The organism is Bradyrhizobium sp. AUGA SZCCT0283, assembly GCF_018130385.1.
Lineage (GTDB): Bacteria > Pseudomonadota > Alphaproteobacteria > Rhizobiales > Xanthobacteraceae > Bradyrhizobium.
In genome coordinates, this window is sequence record NZ_JAFCLU010000004.1 from 1 (window position 1) to 20395 (window position 20395).

21 protein-coding genes are annotated in these 20395 nt (G+C 62.2%); 9 read left to right on the forward strand and 12 right to left on the reverse strand.

Going from position 1 to position 20395, the window contains the following annotated elements; genetic code table 11:
- Positions 1–235: 235 nt before the first annotated feature.
- From JQ624_RS07450 to JQ624_RS07460, 3 genes are read right to left on the reverse strand one after another with little or no spacing between them, the layout of a single operon-like run.
- Positions 236–1459, reverse strand: coding sequence for a bifunctional alpha/beta hydrolase/OsmC family protein (locus JQ624_RS07450; RefSeq protein WP_212418220.1), 1224 nt, complete (start codon positions 1457–1459; stop codon positions 236–238).
- Positions 1460–1488: 29 nt separating this feature from the next.
- A complete protein-coding gene (locus JQ624_RS07455; protein ID WP_212418221.1) occupies positions 1489–2154 on the reverse strand; it encodes a sulfite oxidase-like oxidoreductase in 666 nt (221 codons plus the stop codon).
- Between the two features lie 22 nt (positions 2155–2176).
- The gene (locus JQ624_RS07460; protein WP_312014387.1) at positions 2177–3598 is read right to left on the reverse strand and encodes an amidase family protein; all 1422 of its coding nucleotides are present in this window, start codon (positions 3596–3598) and stop codon (positions 2177–2179) included.
- A gap of 105 nt (positions 3599–3703) precedes the next feature.
- Here JQ624_RS07460 and JQ624_RS07465 point away from each other — a divergent pair, with 105 nt between their 5' ends.
- Complete coding sequence (locus tag JQ624_RS07465; protein WP_212418223.1) at positions 3704–4555, forward strand: alpha/beta hydrolase; 852 nt, start codon at positions 3704–3706, stop codon at positions 4553–4555.
- Between the two features lie 143 nt (positions 4556–4698).
- Here the strand turns inward: JQ624_RS07465 and JQ624_RS07470 are convergent, their stop codons facing one another.
- On the reverse strand, positions 4699–5475 hold the full coding sequence (locus JQ624_RS07470) for an SDR family oxidoreductase (RefSeq protein WP_212418224.1): 777 nt from the start codon (positions 5473–5475) through the stop codon (positions 4699–4701).
- A gap of 176 nt (positions 5476–5651) precedes the next feature.
- Here JQ624_RS07470 and JQ624_RS07475 point away from each other — a divergent pair, with 176 nt between their 5' ends.
- Complete coding sequence (locus JQ624_RS07475; protein ID WP_212418225.1) at positions 5652–6731, forward strand: tartrate dehydrogenase; 1080 nt, start codon at positions 5652–5654, stop codon at positions 6729–6731.
- A gap of 334 nt (positions 6732–7065) precedes the next feature.
- Here JQ624_RS07475 and JQ624_RS07480 read toward each other — a convergent pair whose 3' ends face one another.
- From JQ624_RS07480 to JQ624_RS07505, 7 genes are all read right to left on the reverse strand, one after another.
- Positions 7066–7890 carry a hypothetical protein gene (locus tag JQ624_RS07480; protein ID WP_212418226.1) on the reverse strand — a complete coding sequence of 275 codons (825 nt, stop codon included), beginning with the start codon at positions 7888–7890 and terminating at the stop codon, positions 7066–7068.
- Positions 7891–7893: 3 nt separating this feature from the next.
- Complete coding sequence (locus JQ624_RS38470) at positions 7894–8529, reverse strand: ATP-binding protein (RefSeq protein ID WP_249129529.1); 636 nt, start codon at positions 8527–8529, stop codon at positions 7894–7896.
- Between the two features lie 143 nt (positions 8530–8672).
- Complete coding sequence (locus tag JQ624_RS38475; protein WP_249129531.1) at positions 8673–9323, reverse strand: helix-turn-helix domain-containing protein; 651 nt, start codon at positions 9321–9323, stop codon at positions 8673–8675.
- Positions 9324–9410: 87 nt separating this feature from the next.
- Complete coding sequence (locus JQ624_RS07490; protein ID WP_212418227.1) at positions 9411–9557, reverse strand: hypothetical protein; 147 nt, start codon at positions 9555–9557, stop codon at positions 9411–9413.
- Positions 9558–9652: 95 nt separating this feature from the next.
- Entirely contained in the window at positions 9653–10564 is a 912-nt protein-coding gene (locus tag JQ624_RS07495; RefSeq protein ID WP_212418228.1) for an NAD(P)-dependent oxidoreductase, read from the reverse strand.
- A gap of 25 nt (positions 10565–10589) precedes the next feature.
- On the reverse strand, positions 10590–11840 hold the full coding sequence (locus JQ624_RS07500) for a Zn-dependent hydrolase (protein ID WP_212418229.1): 1251 nt from the start codon (positions 11838–11840) through the stop codon (positions 10590–10592).
- Between the two features lie 41 nt (positions 11841–11881).
- Positions 11882–12799, reverse strand: coding sequence for a LysR family transcriptional regulator (locus JQ624_RS07505; protein ID WP_212418230.1), 918 nt, complete (start codon positions 12797–12799; stop codon positions 11882–11884).
- 121 nt (positions 12800–12920) lie between these two features.
- Here JQ624_RS07505 and JQ624_RS07510 point away from each other — a divergent pair, with 121 nt between their 5' ends.
- The 6 genes from JQ624_RS07510 to JQ624_RS07535 all read left to right on the forward strand — a co-directional run bounded on the left by JQ624_RS07510 (position 12921) and on the right by JQ624_RS07535 (position 18539).
- A complete protein-coding gene (locus JQ624_RS07510) occupies positions 12921–13742 on the forward strand; it encodes a putative hydro-lyase (protein ID WP_212418231.1) in 822 nt (273 codons plus the stop codon).
- A gap of 82 nt (positions 13743–13824) precedes the next feature.
- Positions 13825–15069, forward strand: a complete 1245-nt coding sequence (locus JQ624_RS07515) for an ABC transporter substrate-binding protein (protein ID WP_212418232.1) — start codon at positions 13825–13827, stop codon at positions 15067–15069.
- A gap of 189 nt (positions 15070–15258) precedes the next feature.
- Complete coding sequence (locus tag JQ624_RS07520) at positions 15259–16137, forward strand: branched-chain amino acid ABC transporter permease (protein ID WP_212418233.1); 879 nt, start codon at positions 15259–15261, stop codon at positions 16135–16137.
- On the forward strand, positions 16137–17117 hold the full coding sequence (locus JQ624_RS07525; RefSeq protein ID WP_212418234.1) for a branched-chain amino acid ABC transporter permease: 981 nt from the start codon (positions 16137–16139) through the stop codon (positions 17115–17117). Before JQ624_RS07520 ends, JQ624_RS07525 begins: the two co-directional genes overlap by 1 nt.
- On the forward strand, positions 17114–17851 hold the full coding sequence (locus JQ624_RS07530) for an ABC transporter ATP-binding protein (RefSeq protein WP_212418235.1): 738 nt from the start codon (positions 17114–17116) through the stop codon (positions 17849–17851). Before JQ624_RS07525 ends, JQ624_RS07530 begins: the two co-directional genes overlap by 4 nt.
- The gene (locus tag JQ624_RS07535; RefSeq protein WP_212418236.1) at positions 17835–18539 is read left to right on the forward strand and encodes an ABC transporter ATP-binding protein; all 705 of its coding nucleotides are present in this window, start codon (positions 17835–17837) and stop codon (positions 18537–18539) included. The genes JQ624_RS07530 and JQ624_RS07535 overlap by 17 nt, the downstream gene beginning before the upstream one ends.
- A gap of 149 nt (positions 18540–18688) precedes the next feature.
- Here the strand turns inward: JQ624_RS07535 and JQ624_RS07540 are convergent, their stop codons facing one another.
- Positions 18689–19351, reverse strand: coding sequence for an aldolase (locus JQ624_RS07540; protein WP_212418237.1), 663 nt, complete (start codon positions 19349–19351; stop codon positions 18689–18691).
- A 119-nt stretch (positions 19352–19470) separates the two neighbouring features.
- Between JQ624_RS07540 and ltnD the strand changes: the two genes are divergently transcribed.
- Positions 19471–20385, forward strand: a complete 915-nt coding sequence (gene ltnD, locus JQ624_RS07545; protein ID WP_212418238.1) for an L-threonate dehydrogenase — start codon at positions 19471–19473, stop codon at positions 20383–20385.
- Positions 20386–20395: the final 10 nt, after the last annotated feature.

Below are 20395 nucleotides of genomic sequence, written 5' to 3' on the forward strand. Positions count from 1 at the left end.
TCGACGCCTTCACACCCGAAGAATGCGCCAACTACCTTAAAAACTCAGGTTATCGAAGCTAATGCCATCACGCTTTAGAAGGCGTTTCGACAGTGGGGCTTTCATCCTTCGAGATGCATCGCTTCGCGATGCTCCTCAGGATGAGGTCTGAGAACCAGGCGAGGTTTGAGACCCTCATGGTGAGGAGCGCGGCGAAGCGGCGCGTCTCGAACCATGAAGGCCCGTGGCCCGTCCGCTAATCTGCCGCCTTCGTCACGATCCGGATTTCCGAGGTCAGCGTCCGGTGCACCGGGCACTTGTCGGCAATCTCCATCAAGCGCTTGCGCTGATCGGCATCCAGCGCGCCCTCGATCGAGATGACACGATCGATCTGATCCAGCATGCCCTCGCGGGTTTCGCATTCGGCGCAATCTTCCGCGTGAATCTTGCTGTGCTTGAGCGTCACCGTGATGCGCTCGACGGGCAGCGATTTGCGGTCGGCATACATCCGCATCGTCATCGACGTGCAGGCGCCAAGGCCGGCGAGAACGAAATCATACGGCCCGGGTCCGCTATCCTGGCCGCCGACGGCAACGGGCTCGTCCGCCACCATTTCATGCGGACCTGAGGTGACGATCTGCTGGAACTTGCTGTTGCGGGTTTCGCGCACCACGACGTTGCGAGGCGCCTCGCTCGCGGCAGCGGCGGGCTGCGCTGCGACCGCCTCGATATAGCGTTCGGCCCAGGCGGCAATGACGCCGGCGACATAGGCCGCGTCGCGCTTGCCGGATAGCAGATGATCCGAGCCCGCCAGCGACACAAAGCTCTTGGGATGCTTGGCCGCGACGAAAATGTTCGTGGCATTGTCGATCCCGACCGTGTCGTCGGTCGGCGAATGCATGATCAGCAGCGCCTTGTGCAGCTTTGCGACGTGCGACATCAGGCTGTGTTCGGCGATATCGTCGAGAAACTCGCGTTTGATGTGAAACGGCCGGCCGGCCAGTTGTACCTCCACCTTGCCGTGCTTGCGGATGTCCTCGATGCGATCCCTGAACAGATGGGTGACATGGACGGGATCGGAGGGCGCCGCGATGGTCACGACCGCCTTCGCATCCGGAATCCGTCCGGCGGCAGCGAGGATCGCCGCGCCGCCGAGACTGTGCCCGATCAGGATCGCGGGCGCCCCACGGGTTTCACGCAAATGATCGGCAGCGCGGACGAGATCGGCAACGTTCGAGGAAAAGGTCGAGTTTGCAAAATCGCCTTCGCTGGAGCCGAGGCCGGTAAAGTCGAAACGCAATATTGCAATCCCTTTCGCGGCCAGCGCGGTCGCGATGCGTTTCGCCGCCAGCACGTCCTTGCCGCAGGTGAAGCAATGCGCGAACAGCCCGTAGGCCTGCGCTGGCCCGTCCGGTGTATCCAGCGCGGCGGCAAGCTGATGGCCGCCTTCGCCGGTGAATTGGAAGCGTTCAGTCGGCACGGGCGTTCTCCCCAGTCAATGTTGCGGCTTTAGTCGGCTGAATATCTCTGTTCCTGCCACGGATCGCCGCGGTTATGGTAGCCGCGGACTTCCCAGTAGCCCGGCGCATCCTCTGCAAGAAATTCGATGCTCTGCAGCCACTTCGCGCTTTTCCAGAAATAGAGATGCGGCACCACCAGCCGCACCGGGCCGCCATGCTCCTGTTCCAGCGGCGCACCCGACCAGCTATGGACGAGGATTGCGTCCTCGGCGGCGAAATCCTCCAGCGCCAGGTTGGTGGTGTAGCCGTCATGGGAATGCAGCACTACGAACCGCGCTTCCTCGTGCGGCTGGCAGGCATCGAGCAGATCGCGCGTTGCCAACCCCTCCCACTGATTGTCGTAGCGCGACCAGGTAGTGACACAGTGAATGTCGGATACGAACTTGCTCTGCGGCTGCGCGGAAAACTGCGTAAAGTCCCAGAAGATCGGATTTTCGACCGCGCCATAAATATCGAGCCGCCAGCGCTCGCGCGAAATGTTCGGCGTCAGCCCGAGATCAAGCGTCGGCCAATCCCTGGTCAGATGCTGGCCCGGCGGCAGCCGCGCTTCTTCAGGTCGCGAAACTTTTCCGGTGAGAAACTTCCCCTCACGCGCCCAGCGCGCCTTGCTGCGCGTCAGCTTGCTTTCCCGCGGCGGCTCGTTCTCGTCGGCCATATTCCCTCCATTTCGGCGCTCTCTATTTCGGCGCCCGCGGATCGATCGGGGTCGTGCCGCGCAGGCCCAGAATGTCCTCGAGCGCCTTGGCCCCCGCCAGCAACTGCGCCTCGCCGCGCGGCGGCGCCACCACCTGGAGCCCGACCGGAAGGCCCGAGGCGGTAAAGCCGCACGGCAAGGACAGCGCGGGGCAGCACACCAGCGTGATCGCGTAGACGATGCCGAGCCATTCGACGTAATTGTCGAACTTCTTGCCGGCGCATTCAGCGACGTAGCGGTTCTCGACCGGGAACGGCGGCACGATCGTGGCGGGCGTCAGCAACAGATCGTATTTGTCGAAAAATTCCAGCGTGCGCGCGGTCATGGCGACGCGCTGTGCTTCGGCGCGTTCGAGCTGCTCGACCGTCAGCTTCAGGCCTTCCTCGATGTTCCAGATCACCTCGGGCTTGAGCAGGTCGCGCTTCGAGCGCAGCAGCGCCGCCTTGGACAGCGCGAAGTCGAACGCGCGCAGCACGTGGAAGCATTCATGGGCTTCGCGCAGGTCGGGATGGGCTTCCTCGACGATGGCGCCGGCTTCCGCAAAGCGCTGCGCGGCCTTGCGGGTGATGGCCGCGACTTCAGGATCGACCGGCGTGATGCCGAGATCGGGCGAATAGGCGACGCGCTTCGGCTTGCTGCCGGAACGGGCGGCGGACAGAAACGATGTCGGCAGCACCGGCAGCGAAAGCGGATCGGCGGGATGCTCGCCGCTCATGGCATCGAGCAGCAACGCCACGTCTTCCACATTGCGCGCCATCGGGCCCTGGACACCGAGATTGCGATCGACCGCCGCGACGACCGTATGCGCGACGCGGCCGATGCTGGGGCGCATGCCGACGATGCCGCAGAAGCTCGCGGGGTTGCGTAAGCTACCGCCCATGTCGGAGCCGTGCGCGAGCCACGCGGTGCCGGTGGCGAGCGCCACCGCCGCGCCGCCCGACGAGCCGGCGGCGGAGCGGGACGTGTCCCAGGGATTACGCGTCGGGCCGAACACTTCGTTGAAGGTGTTGGCGCCGGCGCCGAATTCCGGCGTGTTCGACTTGGCGTAGATCACCCCGCCACTGCTTTCGAGATGCTCGACCAGGATATCCGACTTCGCCGGGATATTATCCTTGTAGATCGGTGAGCCTTGCGTGGTCAGAACATCAGCGACATTGGTGAGGTCCTTGATCGGGATCGGCAGCCCCGCGAGCAGCCCGCGCTCGCCGGCCGGCTTCTTCATCAGCGCGGTGGCGTGCTGGCGGGCGCGATCGAAGCACAGCGTCGGCAGCGCGTTGACCTTGCCGTCGACCTCGGCGATGCGTTTTTCCAGCACGTCGAGCAGGTCGAGCGGGGTGACTTCGCCCGATTTCAGCTTGCCGACGATGGCACACGCCGTCTCACGCACCAGCCCCTGATCCGCCACTTCGCTATCTCCATTCGTTTCCGTTTCCTGGTCGCAGATGGTGCTGTAGAACATTTTGCGGCAAAGTGGAAACGCACCAGAGTTGTGGCCGACCGGAGATATTGCATGACGACATTGTTTTCTGCGCTGGACTGGCGCGCGATGAGCCAGGAGGCGCGGGACCTCGGACTCAACAACGGCGTCGCCGTGCCCGGCAGTGCCGAGATGGTCGCCGGCTGGGAGCAGCGCTCCGCCGACATGCGCAAGCGTTTCCCCGGGCATCTCGACCTGCGGTATGGGCCGCGCGAGCGCAACCGGATCGATTTCCTGAAAGCGGCCGACGGCGCGCCGACGCTGCTGTTTATCCACGGCGGCTACTGGCAGGCGCGGGCGAAGGAGGTTTTTACCGTAATGGCCGAAGGGCCGATGACGCATGGCATCAACGTCGCGCTGATCGGCTACACGCTGGCGCCGGAGGCCACGCTGGACGAAATCGTCGCTGAGATCCACGCCGGGATCGATTACCTCACCGGACAATTGCCGGTGCTTGGCGCCGCTGCCGGCGGCATCGTGGTATCGGGCTGGTCCGCCGGCGGGCACCTGACCTCGATGGCGCTGTCGCATCCGAGGGTGAGAGCGGGGATGGCGATCTCGGGCATCTACGATCTCGAACCGATCCGCCATTCCTATCTCAACGAGAAGCTGCGGGCGGATGAAGCAACCTGTCGCCGCAACTCGCCGATGCTGCAGGAGGGCGGTCCGTTAAAACCGCTGTCGCTGGTGGTCGGCAGCGCCGAACTGCCGCTGCTGCGCAAGCAGACCGCCGACTTCGCCGGCCACCGCGCGCGATATGGATTGCCGGTAACGTACGAGGAAATTCCCGATGCGAACCACTTCACCGTCATGTACGAGATGATGTCGCCGAAGGGGAGGATCACGACGCTGATCCGGCAGTTGTTCGAGCGGACGACGGGTTAAGTGTCGCGCCGACGCCTGCCAGACCCTCATGGTGAGGAGGCGCGATAGCGCCGTCTCGAACCATGAGAGCCCGTGGCCCATCCTTCGAGACGCATCGCTTCGCGATGCTCCTCAGGATGAGGTCTGTGGGTGCTGCAAGCAGCCTAACCCCACCCCGCCGTATGCCCGCCATCCACCGTAAAGATAACCCCCGACGTATATCCCGACCGGTCCGACGCCAGGAACGCCATGAGGTCACCGATCTCGCGCGCATGCGCAGGCCGGCCGAGCGGCATGTTTTTCTGGAATTCCTTGTAGCGGTTCTCGTCGCCGAACTGGTTCTTGGCCCGCATCTTCAACAGCGTAACGTGGCGGTCGGTGCCGACGGGGCCGGGATTGATGCCGACCACGCGGATATTGTCGGCGAGGCTCTTGCCACCGAGTGCGCGGGTGAGCGCCATCAGCGCGGCGTTGCCGGCGCTGCCGCAGATGTAGTTGGCGTCGAACTTTTCGCCGGCCGCGCCGATGTCGTTGATGATGACGCCATGCCCACGCGCCTTCATCTGCGCATAGATCGTGCGGGTGAGATTGATGTAGCCGAACACCTTGAGCTCCCAGGCGTGACGCCAGGTCGCCTCGTCGATCTTGTCGATCGAGCCGCCCGGGATGTCGCCGGCATTGTTGACGAGGATGTCGATATCGGCGGCCTCCTTGGCGAGCCTTGCGATGTCCTCGCCCTTGCGCAGGTCGACGACATGGGCGGTCGCGCCAATCTGGTGCGCCGAACGCAGCCGCTCGGCGAGCGCCTTCAACTGCTCGCCGTTGCGGGCGGCCAGCATGACGTCGCAGCCTTCTTCGGCAAAGGCTTCGGCCGCAGCCGCGCCAATGCCCTTGGAGGCGCCGGTGATCAGGACACGCTTGCCGCGCAGATGCAGATCCATGGAATTTCTCGCTTGGGTGAGGGGAGGTAGAAAGAGGGGGCCGCAAATTGTTAGGCTTGCGGCGTCATGGCGGTCAACATTGCAGTGCAGCGTTGCGCAAGGGGCAGGTTTGGTCCATTGCAAGGCAATCAAATAACCGGCATTAGCCGCCTGACAAACAGCCAAGGAAACTCTCGATGAGCAGCGCCAAAAAGCAGTATCGGATCGCGGTCATTCCCGGCGACGGCATCGGCAAGGAAGTGGTTCCGGAGGGCCTGCGCGTGCTGGAGGCGGCGGCGAAAAAGCACGGCGTGTCGGTTCATTTCGATCATTTCGACTTCGCGTCCTGGGACTATTATGAAAAGCACGGCGAGATGATGCCGGAGGACTGGAAGGCGAAAATCGGCAAGCACGATGCGATCTATTTCGGCGCGGTCGGCTGGCCCGCGAAAATCCCCGATCACATTTCCCTATGGGGCTCGCTGATCAAGTTTCGGCGCGAGTTCGATCAGTACGTCAATTTGCGCCCGGTGCGGCTGATGCCCGGCGTGCCGTCGCCGCTCGCCAACCGCAAGCCCGGCGATATCGATTTCTGGGTGGTGCGCGAAAATACCGAGGGCGAATATTCCTCCGTCGGCGGTCGCATGTTCCCGGATACCGACCGCGAATTCGTGACGCAACAGACCGTGATGACGCGCATCGGCGTCGACCGCATCCTGAAATTCGCATTCGATCTGGCGCAGTCGCGGCCGAAGAAGCACCTGACCTCGGCGACAAAGTCCAACGGCATCTCGATCACGATGCCCTATTGGGACGAGCGCGTGGAAGCGATGGCGAAGAGCTATCCGAAAGTGAAGTGGGACAAGTACCACATCGACATCCTCACCGCGAACTTCGTGCTGCATCCGGACTGGTTCGACGTCGTGGTCGGCTCCAACCTGTTCGGCGATATCCTCTCCGATCTGGGCCCCGCCTGCACCGGCACCATCGGCATCGCGCCGTCGGGCAACATCAATCCGGAAGGCAATTTCCCGTCGGTGTTCGAGCCGGTGCACGGCTCGGCGCCCGATATCGCGGGGCAGGGTATCGCCAACCCGATCGGCATGATCTGGTCGGGCGCGATGATGCTGGAGCATCTCGGCGAGAAGGACGCGGCTCAATCGATCGTCGGCGCCATCGAGCGCACGCTCGGCGAACGCACGCTGCGCACGCGGGACCTCGGCGGCAATGCTGATACGGTCGCGTGCGGCAAGGCTGTCGCTGAGATGGTGGATTGAGCTGGCAGACCCTCATGGTGAGGAGCGCGGAACGCGTGTCTCGAACCATGAGGGTCCGATCTCACCCGCGGCCATCCTTCGAGACGACCGCTGCGTGGTCTCCTCAGGTGAGGGCGGAATGTGTGGCAGCGAGCGCTCTACTTCCCTTCTCCCCTTGTGGCAGAGTGCTGAGCCGAAAAAGCGCAACGATATCAAATCGTAACCGCGCTGATGTAGCCGGTGTAAAAAAGAGAAATGTTGTTGATTTGTCGGCGGCTTGCTGCCGGGACATCGTGTCGATTGCATTTCTCGATGTCCGAGCAAACCCCGCATTGTTCTGCGGGTGTGTCGTTCATTACTCCCGAGGCTGCGACGTGTCCGGCAGAGTCTTGAGAGCCGCTTCGATTGCCCTTGCGCGCGCAAGGTCTGATTGATCCGCCTCCCTTCCGTCTAGGATTTTCTGTAATTCGACCGCGAGCGCTTTTTCCAAATCCTCAAGAAAGAGCGCAAAATCCGTAACCTCGCATTCGTCAATGAACTTTGCATCCTTTGGCAATGCAGCTTTTAATATCTCTCTGAGGCGATCCAGCTTTACTAATTTGCTGACATTTGACAGCCCATGCTCAAGACCCTTGATCATTGTGAAATGCATCAACACTGTAGTCTGGTAGGCGTGGAAATAGGCCCAAGCGAGAGGTGAAAGATAAAGCTGCTCTGCCCGAGCGGAGAGATTCGGAGACACCTCTTTAGGTGCAATCCCTGCTATCGCGCCGAAAAATCTCTGTAGATTTGGATGCGAGGCGTCTGCTTCCACCACTTTCAAATCGATGCGCATGAACATCTCGGAAACGAGCCGGTAAGGCGCGAGAGTGCCCATTGCTGCCCAAGTGTTGTCGACCGCTAGAAATCGCCGCTTGTCAAGAAGTTCGCCCCGCTTACCAGCTCCGCTGAACACCTGCGCGCGCAAAGTGGAAATTTCCGTTTCGCTCATTCGTAGTTCGCTTCGTAGTTTTTCAATCTTTTGATCGAATTTATGCTGCACACCTCGCTCGATCTGCGCGATGAACCACTTCCTGCCCGCCAATGTTATTATTGGAAGCGCTATTGAAATCCCCAACGCCAATAACGACAGCCAATCGGCACGTGTCACGTAAAACAACCCCTTCGCAATATCGCCCATGGCCTAAGCAGCCTGACCATCGTTTTTTGGGTGATTGGCAAGGTATCGCTTGCCTTTAGGCGTCAGTCGCCACGCTGATTTCGGTCCAGCCTTCCCGGGGACGCGCTCGATATGCCCCTCATCTCGCAGCTTGTAGAATTCGATTTTGACAAGGTTTTCAGATTTGATGCCAGTAATGTCGCGAGCGTGTCGATTTGTGATTTCTTTGTGGGTTCTCAGGAAGTCCATGATGGCCACGGTCGGCGCGGCGAGCGGTAGGTGAGGCAGGATCACTTTGACGTAATTTCCATCTTCCGAAATCACCGGGTCTCTTAGACCAAACTCCTTCATTTTTTGAAATGTGGTGTTCAGGCCTTCGCCTAAGTCTTTGTTGGGCGGGTTCTTGTACCGATTCAGAGTGCGAACCATTTTTGGATTTCGAGAAAACCGCGCACTCAGGATGTTTTCCACGTTGACATATCCGGGCAGCTTTCCCGGGCTGAGGATTTCGATCCGATTGTCGAAGATCAAAATTTGAATGTCGTCGGAGATGGAATAGTCGCGATGGACTACCGCGTTTACTATGGTCTCCCAGATCGCTTCGGGCGGATACTCAAGTTTTTTGAGACCCGCGGTGGTCCAAACCTCGATGCCCGACATGATTTGGCTGACCTTCGCGACAGCCTCGTGGATCAGTCGATAGGTCGCTCCCTACACGGAGAATTGTTCGGCTAGGTGTTCTCGTTCCGGATCATCCTCTTTCGTTTCGTATCGGGTAATTTTGATTGCGCACTTGCGCGGGATCACAGCACTTGGTGCGGGATGAACAATGCACCCACATTGCGTGGTTGCCACGTCTTAAAGTCGAGCAGATTTTGGTTGATCGCGAAATCGAGTGGATCAGTCTTCGGCGAGTAGTCGGCTAGAAATGATACGATCTCGGCCGACTCCACAATTTGCTCTGCAGGTAGGTCGGGCAAAATAGCATCTTCAAATGAACTAGCGCCCTTGGCGAAGCTCAATTGTTGTATTCGATCCGGATCTTTCACCGGAAGCGATTGAGCACCCTGTCTCTGATAAATTGTTCCGTCAGCCGTCGCGCAGACTTGTGAACCCTTTTCGATTAGAACACGCAAGGCATATCCTGCCGCACCGTCGAGTTTCAAAAATTCATATTTTAGGTCGAGCGCGGGCATGACGTCGAATAGCGCCTGAAGGTGTGCATTTAGCTTTTCGATTTCGCCAATACCTTCCCATCGCTCAGTAGGTTGACCGCCCCGTTTCTTATCTCGAACTCCAATGATAAGCTCGCCACCATCGGCGTTTGAAAACGCAACTGCGATCTTTTGAACGGACTTACCGCTTACGTCGAATTCTTTTGTGTCGAAGAAATGTGACTCATCGCGCTCTGCGATTTCCACGAGTTCTGCATTTGTGATGATGATGGTTTTCAAAATGGCCCCCCGGTTCAGGCAATCAGTTATAAGTCCTCCGCAGGCTTTATCGCAAAGGTTGCGCCGAGACGCCAGCGCTACAAGCGACTAGATTGCGGTCCCTCGCTTTTCGGCCCCGGCGATTGCGGCCATCGGGTCGGGGTGCCACGGCGAGATGTCGAGCTGCCTCATGCGCTTCAGCAGCTCGGCGGATTTGCGACGGCCGCTGACGTTGCCGTAGGGCTCGTCGAGCATCGATTCGACGAGTTTCGTAGGGTGGACAAAGCGAGGCCGACCACCTCTAGCGGAGTGTTGATGGTGGGCACGGCGCTTGCGCGCCTTTGCCCACCCTACTTTTTGGCAATCCTTCGGCAGTGCTCCCACGCCGCGCGCATCAAATTCTCGCTCGCTTCCGGCGTGCGGAAGGCGGAATGCGCCGACAGCGTCACGTTCTCCAGCTTGGTCAGCGGATGATCCGCCGGCAGCGGCTCGATGTTGAAGACGTCGAGCCCGGCATGGCGGATCTGACCCGACTTCAACGCGTCGATCATGGCTTCCTCGTCGACGATGGCGCCACGCGCGGTGTTGACGAGGATGACGCCGGGCTTCATCCCCTCGATGCAGGCACGCGAGATTATGCCGCGCGTCTCGTCGTTCAGGAGCAGATGGATCGAGACCACGTCGCTCTCGGTCAGCACTTCGTCGTAATCGAGGAACTCGACCTTGGGATATTTCTTCGGCGACCGGTTCCAGGCGATGACGCGCATGCCCGAGCCGATCGCGATGCGTGCGACCTCGGCCGCGATGCCGCCGAAGCCGATCAGGCCCAGCGTCTTGCCCGTGAGCTGCATGCCGTCGTCGCGCAGCCAGTTGCCGGCGCGGATGCCGCGGTCCATCTTGGCGAGCCCCCGCGCGCCCTCCCACATCAGCGCGATCGCGCATTCGGCCACCGCCGTATCGCCATAGCCCTTGATCAGATGTACTTCGATCCCGAGCTCGGCGAGCTCTTCCGGGTTCATGTAGCTGCGCGCGCCGGTGCCGAGAAACACGACGTGCTTGAGGCCGGCGCACTTCCTTGCGATGTCGGTCGGCAGCGCCGTGTGATCGACGATCGCGATCTCGGCGCCATCGAGTATCCGGGGATACTGATCCGAGGTGATGTCGGGATTTCGGTGGATCCGCACCTCGGGATCTCCTGGCTTCTGCAGCCGCTCGAAGATCACGGCCAGCGATTCATTGGCGTCGACAAACACTCCGCGCACGGCTTTCCCCCTTCGTTCTTGATTATCAGGATGCGACGCCGGCCAGCGCCAGCACGGTATGCATCAGCACATTGGCGCCTGCCGCGCAATCGGCCTGCGTGGCGTCTTCCAGTTCGTTGTGGCTGATGCCGTCCTTGCAGGGCACGAACACCATTGCCGCAGGGATCACGGTGTTGAGGTTGCAGGCATCGTGGCCGGCGCCGGAAGTGATGCGCCGGTGCGAAAGCCCAAGCATCTTCGCGGCATTTTCCACCGCGTCCACCAGTTTGGGATCGAAATGCGTCGGCGGCTTGCGCCAGATCAGATCGAACTGGACGTCGACCTTGCGCCGCGCCGCGATCTCGGCAATCGCGGCGCGCAAATCCTGATCCAGCGCATCCATGATGGCGGCATCCGCGCTGCGGCAATCGACCGTGAAGGCGATCTCGCCGGGAATGACGTTGCGCGAAGGGTTGGCAATCACCGCCTCGCCGACGGTGCCGACGGCCTTCGGCCCGTGCTTCTTCGCGATTGCCTCCATCGCCAGCACGATTTCCGACAGCGTCGCCAGCGCGTCGCGCCGCAAAGGCATCGGCGTCGAGCCGGCATGGCTCTCGAAGCCGGTGATCTTGCCGTCATACCACAGCACGCCCTGGCCGGAATCGACCACGCCGATGGTCTTGTTCTCAGCCTCGAGGATCGGGCCCTGTTCGATGTGCAGTTCGACGAACCCTGAGAATTTCTGCGTCCCCACGGGGCGATCGCCGCGGTAACCGATGCTGTCGAGCGCCTGCGCCACGGTGACGCCCTCGGCATCCCGGCGCGACAAAATGTCGTCGGTGGTGAAATCGCCGACATAAGCGGCCGAGGCCATCATCGCCGGCGCGAAACGCGAGCCTTCCTCGTTGGTCCAGTTGCAGATGCAAATCGGCGTCTCGGTTTCGATCCCGGCATCGTTGAGCGTACGGACCACCTCCAGCGCCGCCAGCGTGCCGAGCACGCCGTCATATTTGCCGCCGGTCGGTTGCGTGTCGAGGTGGGAGCCGAGGCCTACCGGCGGCTTCGACATGTCGCGGCCCTTGCGCAGGGCGAACATCGAACCCAGCGCATCGACATGGACTTCCAGTCCTGCGGCCTCGCAGGCGTTCCGGAACCAGTCGCGCACCTGCTTGTCCTCAGGCCCCAGCGTCAGCCGCCGCACGCCGCCTTTCGGCGTGGCGCCGAATTTGGCGGTTTCGTGAATGGTGCCCCACAGCCGGGCGGAGTCGATTTGCAGGTTGGAGGCGATTTTTGTCATTGGCCGTTCCGAAGTTCAGACGATACGCGAGACGCGCATTTTCAATGACGCGCCAGCGGCGGCGCGTCAACAATGACGCCGCCCTGTGCAAGATTTGCGGCGAGTTCGGCCACGCGCTCCACCGCGACCGTATCCGGGGAGGACAGCCAGCTCGCCGAAAACGTCAGTAGCGGCAGTTGCAGGTTGGTCGACAGCAATTGCAGCCGCCCGTCGGCCATTTCGCTTTCGACGATAGCGGTTGGAATGACGGCAATGCCGAGGCCTTCGATCGCCATGTGGATGACGGTGGCGATCGACGCACTGGCGTGCAGGCGCATCGGCGGCAGGTCCGGGCGGTTGAACAGCGAGCGCACGATCTCGTAGGGCGGGGTCTTGCGCGGGAAGGTGATGATGGGAAATTTCGCCAGGTCGTGCACCGTCAATGGACGGTTGCCCAACCCGAGCGACGGGCTGGCGAGAAAGCCGACCGGATAGTCGCACAGCACGCGGTTGCTGACGCTTGGCGCGGTCAGGGGGCCGAGCAGGAACGCGAGCTCGATTTCCTGCGCGAGCAGCCGGGTCCGCAAATTCGAGGTGATGTCGACCTCGATTTCGAGCGAGAGATTTGGATAGGCGTGATTGACGCTCTTGATCAGCTGCGACAGCCAGGTGTGCACGATGGTCTCGGCGACGCCGAGCCGCAGCACGCCGCGCATCGCCGAGCGGTCGCCGACCACCGCCAGCATTTCCGAGCGCAGCCCGATCAGCTTCTCGGCATAGACCATCAACTGCCGTCCGCTTGGCGTCGGCAGCACCATGCGGCGGTCGCGCTGCAGGAGTTTCACGCCCACTTCGCGTTCGAGCTGGGCGATCCGTTGCGAGATCGCGGGCTGGGTGGTGTTGAGCTTCTGCGCCGCGCCGCGGAAGCTGCCGAGCGTTACCACCCACATGAAGGTCTCAATTGCCTTGAAATCAGTCATGCACCCTCTGCCCGCAGATTGATAAATCAAATTTATCTAATTTGATTAGAAAAGACGATTAGACATTATCATAGCCATATGCGGGAGTAGATGCCAACAAGATTGGAAGCGGGGATCAACGATGACCGGCTTGGCGAGGACAGAACGACCCGGCCACGATACGGCGGATTTATCGCCGAGCGTCGCGGCCCGGCATGCCTGCCGCGCCGGCATGGCGAGCACCACGGCCGGCGTCGCCAACGGCTTCGTCCAGGGCAACCTGGTGATCCTGCCGGAAAAGCTCGCCGCCTCGTTTCACCGGTTCTGCCAGCTCAATCCCAAACCGTGCCCGATCATCGGCATGTCCGATGTCGGCGATCCCCGCATTCCCGCGCTCGGCATCGATCTCGACATCCGCACCGACCTGCCGCGCTATCGCGTGTGGCGCGATGGCGAGGTGGTGGAAGAGCCGACCGACATCATGGCGCACTGGCGCGACGATCTGGTCGCCTTTGTGATCGGCTGCTCTTATTCCTTCGAGGAGGCATTGCTGGCGGACGGCCTGCCGATCCGTCATATCGAACGCAAGCTGCGCGTGCCGATGTACCGCACCAATATCGCCTGCGGTTCCGCAGGGCCGTTCGCGGGGCCGATGGTGGTGTCGATGCGGCCGTTCAAGCCGGCGGACGCAATCCGCGCGGTGCAGATCACGTCGCGCTTTCCCTCCGTGCACGGCGCGCCGGTTCATCTCGGCCATCCGCATTCGATCGGCATCGCCGACATCAACAAGCCCGATTACGGCGATGCGGTGCCGGTCGGGGCCGACGAAATTCCGGTGTTCTGGGCGTGTGGTGTCACGCCGCAATCGGTGATCGCAGCCGCCAAGGTGCCGTTTGCCATCACGCACGCGCCCGGATTGATGCTGGTGACCGATCTCATGAACAAACAGCTTGCCGTGCTTTGATGCAATCAATGCCACGCATTGAGGCTTTACCGTAACCATCAACCGTTTCATCGATAGTTACCGACCAACAGAGGATCTCGCCATGAACATCACGCGCCGGAATGTCTTGCTTGGAGCTACCGCCGCCGCAGCGCTCGGACCCGTAGCCGCCCGCGCCCAAACTTCCGAAGTGGTAATCGGTGTGATCTATCCGTTCTCCGGCGCCAGCGCCCAGATGGGCGTCGATGCGCAGAAGTCGTTCGAGACCGCGCTCGACATCATCAACAAGAACCACGATTTCGATCTGCCGCTGGCGAAGGGCGAAGGCTTGCCCGGCCTCGGCGGCGCCAAGGTCCGCCTCGTCTTCGCCGACCACCAGGCCGATCCGCAGAAGGGCCGCGCCGAGACCGAACGCCTGATCACCCAGGAAAAAGTCTGCGCCGTCGTCGGCACCTACCAGAGCGCGGTCGCCGTCACCGTCAGCCAGATCTGCGAGCGCTACCAGATCCCGTTCATTTCGGCGGACAATTCCTCGCCGAGCCTGCATCGCCGCGGCCTCAAATTCTATTTCCGCGCAGCTCCCCATGACGAGATGTTCTCGGCCGCCATGTTCAACTTCTTCGACGCGATGAAGAAGAAGGGCGCCAAGATCGACACGCTGTCGCTGTTCCATGAGGACACTATCTTCGGCACCGACTCCGCCAACACCCAGCTCAAGCTGGCGGCCGATCGCGGCTACAAGATCGCCACCGACATCAAGTATCGCTCCAATTCACCGTCCCTGTCGGCGGAAGTGCAGCAGCTCAAGACTGCGAACGCCGACGTGCTGATGCCCTCGAGCTACACCACCGACGGCATCCTGCTGGTCAAGACCATGGCCGAGCTCGGCTACAAGCCGAACGCGATCGTGGCGCAGGACGCCGGCTTCTCCGAAAAGGCGCTCTATGATGCGGTCGGCGACAAGCTCGAAGGCGTGATCTCGCGCGGCAGCTTCTCGCTCGATCTCGCGGCCAAGCGGCCGATGGTCGGCAAGATCAACGCCATGTTCAAGGAGAAGTCGGGCAAGGACTTCAACGATCTGACGTCGCGGCAGTTCATGGGCCTCCTGGTGATGGCGGAGGCCATCAACCGCGCCAAGTCGACCGATGGCGAAAAGATCCGCGAGGCGCTGGTGGCGACCGACATTCCGGGCGAACAGACCATCATGCCTTGGAAGCGCGTCAAGTTCGACGAACTGGGCCAGAACAACGACGCCGACCCGGTGCTGCTGCAATATATCGGCGGCAAGTTCGTCACCATCTTCCCGCCGCAGGCCGCCATCGCCGAAGCCGTCTGGCCGATGAAATAGAATGCCGCGCTCCCGTTATCCCGCGGCACCGGTCCTCATCCCCGGGATGAACGCAATTGCGTTCACCCGTGGGAGCGCGCCCTTGCGCGCGTCTCGAAGGATGGCCACCAGTGCGTTTTTGCCGCCATCCTTCGAGACGCTTGCTTCGCAAGCTCCTCAGGATGAGGATCTGTACTTGGAGCCACGCTCGTGACCGCTGAAACCATCATCCAGAGCCTGGCGAGCGGCCTCCTCATGGGGCTGCTCTACGGCCTCATCGCCGTCGGCCTGGCGCTGATCTTCGGCCTGATGGATGTCGTGAACTTCGCCCATGGCGAATTCCTGATGATCGCGATGTACGCGACGTTCTTCCTGTTCGCGTTCTTCGCGATCGACCCCTTGCTGTCGGCGCCGCTGGTTGCCGCGGCCTTGTTCGTGTTCGGGGCCGTGGTCTATCTGCTAATTGTGCGCTTTGCCGTGCGCGCCAAGGCCAATGCCGGCATGGTGCAGATCTTCTCGACCTTTGGACTGGCGATCGTCATGCGCGGCCTGGCGCAGTACTTCTTCACGCCGGACTACCGCAGCGTCACCCATTCATGGCTTGGCGGCAAGACCGTTTCGGTGGCCGGCATTTTCCTGCCCGTGCCGCAACTGGTGGGCGCCCTGGTCGCAATCGCCGCATTCGGCGCGCTCTATCTCTTCATCAATCGCACCGACTTCGGCCGCGCGCTCGAAGCGACCCGCGAGGACGCAGGCGCCGTGGCGCTGGTCGGCATCGACAAGAACAGGGTGTTCGCGCTGGGCTGGGGCCTCGGCGCGGCGCTGGTGGGGCTATCAGGCGCGGTCATGGCGATGTTCTTCTACATCTATCCGGATGTCGGCGCTTCATTCGCGCTGATCGCCTATGTGACGGTGGCGCTCGGCGGCTTCGGCAGCGTGTTCGGCGCCTTTGCCGGCGGCATCATCGTCGGCCTCGTCGAGGCCACCACCGCGTTGCTGCTGCCGCCCTCGCTCAAGGCGGTCGGCATTTACGCGGTCTATCTCCTTGTCGTCTTCGTCCGGCCGCGCGGCCTGTTCGGATCGATGTGATGGATACCAATTTCGCCAAAAGCCGCCGCCGCGACCTCATCCTCGCATTCTGTCTTGCTGCGATCGCAGCCCTGGTGCCGCTGTTCGTCAAGGACGTCTACGTCCAGAACATCATGGTGCTGACGCTGATGTGGGGCGCGCTGTCGCAGAGCTGGAACATTCTCTCCGGCTATTGCGGACAGATTTCGCTTGGTCACGCGCTCTATTTCGGAATCGGCGCCTATACCACGGCATTGCTGTTCACCAAGTTCGGCGTGTTGCCATGGTTCGGCATGATCGGCGGCGGCGTAATCTCCGCAATCATCGCGATGGCGCTCGGTTATCCCTGCTTCCGCCTGCGCGGACATTACTTCGTCATCGCCACCATCGTCATCGCCGAGATCGGGCTGCTGCTGTTCCACAACTGGGATTGGGCGGGCGCGGCAATGGGCATCGATATTCCCGTGCGCGGCGACAGCTGGCTAAAGTTCCAGTTCACGCGCAGCAAATTGCCGTACTTCTACTTCGCGCTGGCGCTGGCCTGCGTCGCCTGGTTCGTCACCTGGTGGCTGGAGGATTCCAAATGGGGCTATTGGTGGCGCGCTGTAAAGGACAATCCGGAAGCGGCTGAAAGCCTCGGGGTGGTCGTGTTCAATTCCAAGATGGGCGCGGCGGCGGTTTCCGCCTTCCTGGTCGCGGTCGGCGGCAGCTTCTATGCGCAGTTCGTTTCCTACATCGATCCCGAAAGCGTGATGGGCTTCCAGTTCTCGCTGCTAATGGCGCTGCCCGCGGTGCTCGGGGGCATCGGAACATTGTGGGGGCCGATGCTGGGCGCGGTGATCTTGATCCCGTTGACCGAGCTGACCCGCTCTTTTATCGGCGGCTCCGGCCGCGGCGTCGACCTGATCGTCTATGGCGGGCTGATCATCGCAATCTCGCTGGCGCGACCGCAAGGGTTGGTCGGATTGTTCGCGCCCAGGCGCAAGGAGGCGGCCCGATGACGACGACGCCACTCCTCGAAACCCGCGGTGTCTGGCAGCGCTTCGGCGGCCTGATCGCCAACAGCGACGTCTCGATCTCGGTCGGACGCGGCGAGATCGTCGGCCTGATCGGCCCGAACGGCGCCGGCAAGTCCACGCTATTCAACCTGATCGCGGGCGTGCTGCCGCCCACGCAAGGCTCGATCATCTTCGACGGCGAGGACGTCACGGCGTTGCCGGCGGCGGAGCGTTGTCAGCGCGGCGTCGGCCGCACCTTTCAGGTCGTGAAGAGCTTTGAGACCATGACGGTCATCGACAACGTCATCGTCGGTGCGCTGGTCCGTACCACCGTGATGCGCGATGCCCGCCGCAAGGCGCATGAGGTGCTGGAGTTTTGCGGTCTCGGCCCGCGTACGAATGTGTTGGCCAGCGATCTGGTCCCGTCCGAAAAGCGCCGGCTCGAAGTCGCCCGCGCGCTGGCGACCGAGCCGAAACTGCTGCTGCTGGACGAGGTGCTCACCGGGCTAACGCCGGTCGAAGCCAAGACCGGCGTCGAGCTGGTGCGGAAGGTGCGCGATACCGGCGTCACCGTATTGATGGTCGAGCACGTCATGGAAATCGTGATGCCGCTGGTCGACCGCGCCATCGTGCTCGACCTCGGCAAGGTGCTGGTCGAGGGCAAGCCTGCCGACGTCGTTCGCGATCCGAAAGTCATCAGCGCCTATCTGGGGGATCGTCATGCTGTCGGTGCATGAAGTCACCACCGCCTATCAGGGCCTGGTCGCGATCTCGGCGGTCTCGATCGAAGTGGCGAAGGGCGAAATCGTCTGTGTCGCCGGCGCCAACGGCGCCGGCAAGTCGACGCTGCTGAAAACGATCGCCGGCGCGGAGCGCCCGCGCTCCGGCACCGTGTCGTTCGACGGCACCCGGATCGACGGCATGGCGCAGCATGTCATCACCTCGCGCGGCATTGCCTATGTGCCGGAAAACCGCCGGCTGTTTCCGCGCCTGTCGGTGCGCGACAATCTCAGGCTCGGCAGCTATCTCTATCGCGGTGACGCGAACCGCGAGGCGCCGCTCGATCTGGTGTTCAAGCTGTTCCCGCGCCTGCAGGAACGGCTGGAGCAGCGCGCCGAGACGCTAAGCGGCGGTGAGCAGCAGATGCTGGCGATCGGCCGCGCGCTGATGACGCGGCCGCGGCTGTTGATGCTCGACGAGCCGTCGCAGGGCATCATGCCAAAGCTGGTCGACGAGATTTTCCAGGCCGTGAAGCGCATCCGCGACGCAGGGATGACCGTGCTGATCGTCGAACAGCGCATGGCCGAGTGCCTGGAGATTGCCGACCGCGCCTACATCCTGCAGACCGGCCGCGTGCTGATGCAGGGAAGTGCAGCGGAGATCAGCGCCAATCCGGATGTCCGCAAGGCGTATCTGGGGATGTAATGCACGGCCTCGCCGCGTCATTGCCTGCGACAAACGCGAAGCGTTTGCGCAAGGGAGCAAAGCGACGAAGCAATCCACCTATCCCTACGCCGCGGTATGGATTGCTTCGCTTCGCTCGCAATGACGTGGAGAGAGTTGGCATACAATTGCTACGAATGCTCCCCATGCTCCGGCAGCGCCAGCCCAAACACGTCAGTCAAATCCTCCACCTGCGCCGGCGACAGATAGCGCGGGTTCAGTCCGCGCAGCAGCAGGTACAGCTTCGCCGTCTCCTCCAGTTCCTCGATCGCGTAGACGGCAGCCTCCAGCGTATCGCCTGATACCACCGGCCCGTGGTTGGCGAGCAGCACGGACGAGTATTTCCCGGCCAGTCCCTTGATCGCGTCAGCGACCGCCGGATCGCCCGGACGGTAATACGGCAACAGCGCGGTGTGGCCGCATTTCATCAGATAATACGGTGTCATCGGCGGCAGTGCGGCGCGGGGGTCGATCTCGGGCAGCATCGATAGCGCCACCGAATGGGTTGAATGCAGATGCACGACCGCGCGAGCGGCGCTGCGGGTCTGGTAGAGCGCGGTGTGCAGCGGCACTTCCTTGGTCGGCGCGTCGCCGGATACCAGCCGGCCGTCGGGCCCGAGCCGCGACATCCGCGCCGGGTCGAGCGAGCCGAGCGAGGCATTGGTCGGGGTCACCAGCCAGCCGCCGTCGTCGAGTTTCACGCTGATATTGCCCGAAGAGCCCGGCGTCAGCCCGCGCTCGAACAGCGAGCGGCCGAGGCGGCAGATTTCCTCGCGGATGCTGGTTTCGCTCATGAACTGACCTCGTTTTGAAGCCTTGTCTCATGCTTTGGCAGCGCGGCCAAGCCGTGATACCCAGAGGCAAGGCTGCCGGCGAATGGCGGCTAGAATGAAACCAATTGAGGGACCGCCGCATGCCAGAATCCGCAAAACCGCGCGTTGCCGTCATCGGGCTGGGCTCGATGGGCTATGGCATGGCGACATCGCTGCGCCGCGCCGGGCTCGAAGTGACCGGCTGCGACGTCTCGGCGGACTCCGTGGCGCGGTTCGTGGCGGACGGTGGCAAGGGCGCCGGGACGCCGGCGGAAGCTGCCAAGGCGGCCGACATCGTCGTCAGCGTGGTCGTCAACGCGGCGCAAACCGAGGCCATCCTGTTCGGCCCCAACGGGGTCGCGGAAACCCTCGGAAAAGGCGCCGTGTTCATCTCCTCCGCCACCATGGACCCCGACATCGCGCGCCGGCTCGCCAAACAGTTGGAAGCAACCGGCCGGCACTACCTCGACGCGCCGATCTCCGGCGGCGCGCAGCGTGCGACGCAGGGTGAACTCACGATCCTGGCTTCAGGCACTCCAGCGGCGTTTGCCAAAGCGCGCCCGGCGCTCGATGCGATGGCCGCAAAACTTTACGAGCTCGGCGATGACGCCGGCCAGGGCGCCGCCTTCAAGATGATCAACCAGTTGCTGGCCGGCGTGCACATCGCCGCCGCCTCGGAAGCGATCGCCTTCGCCGCCAAGCAGGGTCTCGACATCCGCAAGGTCTATGAGGTGATCACGGCGTCCGCCGGCAATTCCTGGATGTTCGAGAACCGCATGCCGCATGTGCTCGACGGCGATTACTCGCCGCGCAGCGCGGTGGAGATATTCGTGAAGGATCTCGGCATCATCCAGGACATGGCGCGCTCGCAAAAATTCCCGGTGCCGGTCGCCGCCGCCGCGCTGCAAATGTTTCTGATGACGGCCGCATCAGGCATGGGGCGCGATGACGACGCCTCGGTAGCGCGGATGTACGCCCGCGTCACCGGCACGCATCTGCCTGGCGAACCGAAATAGCAACAAGATC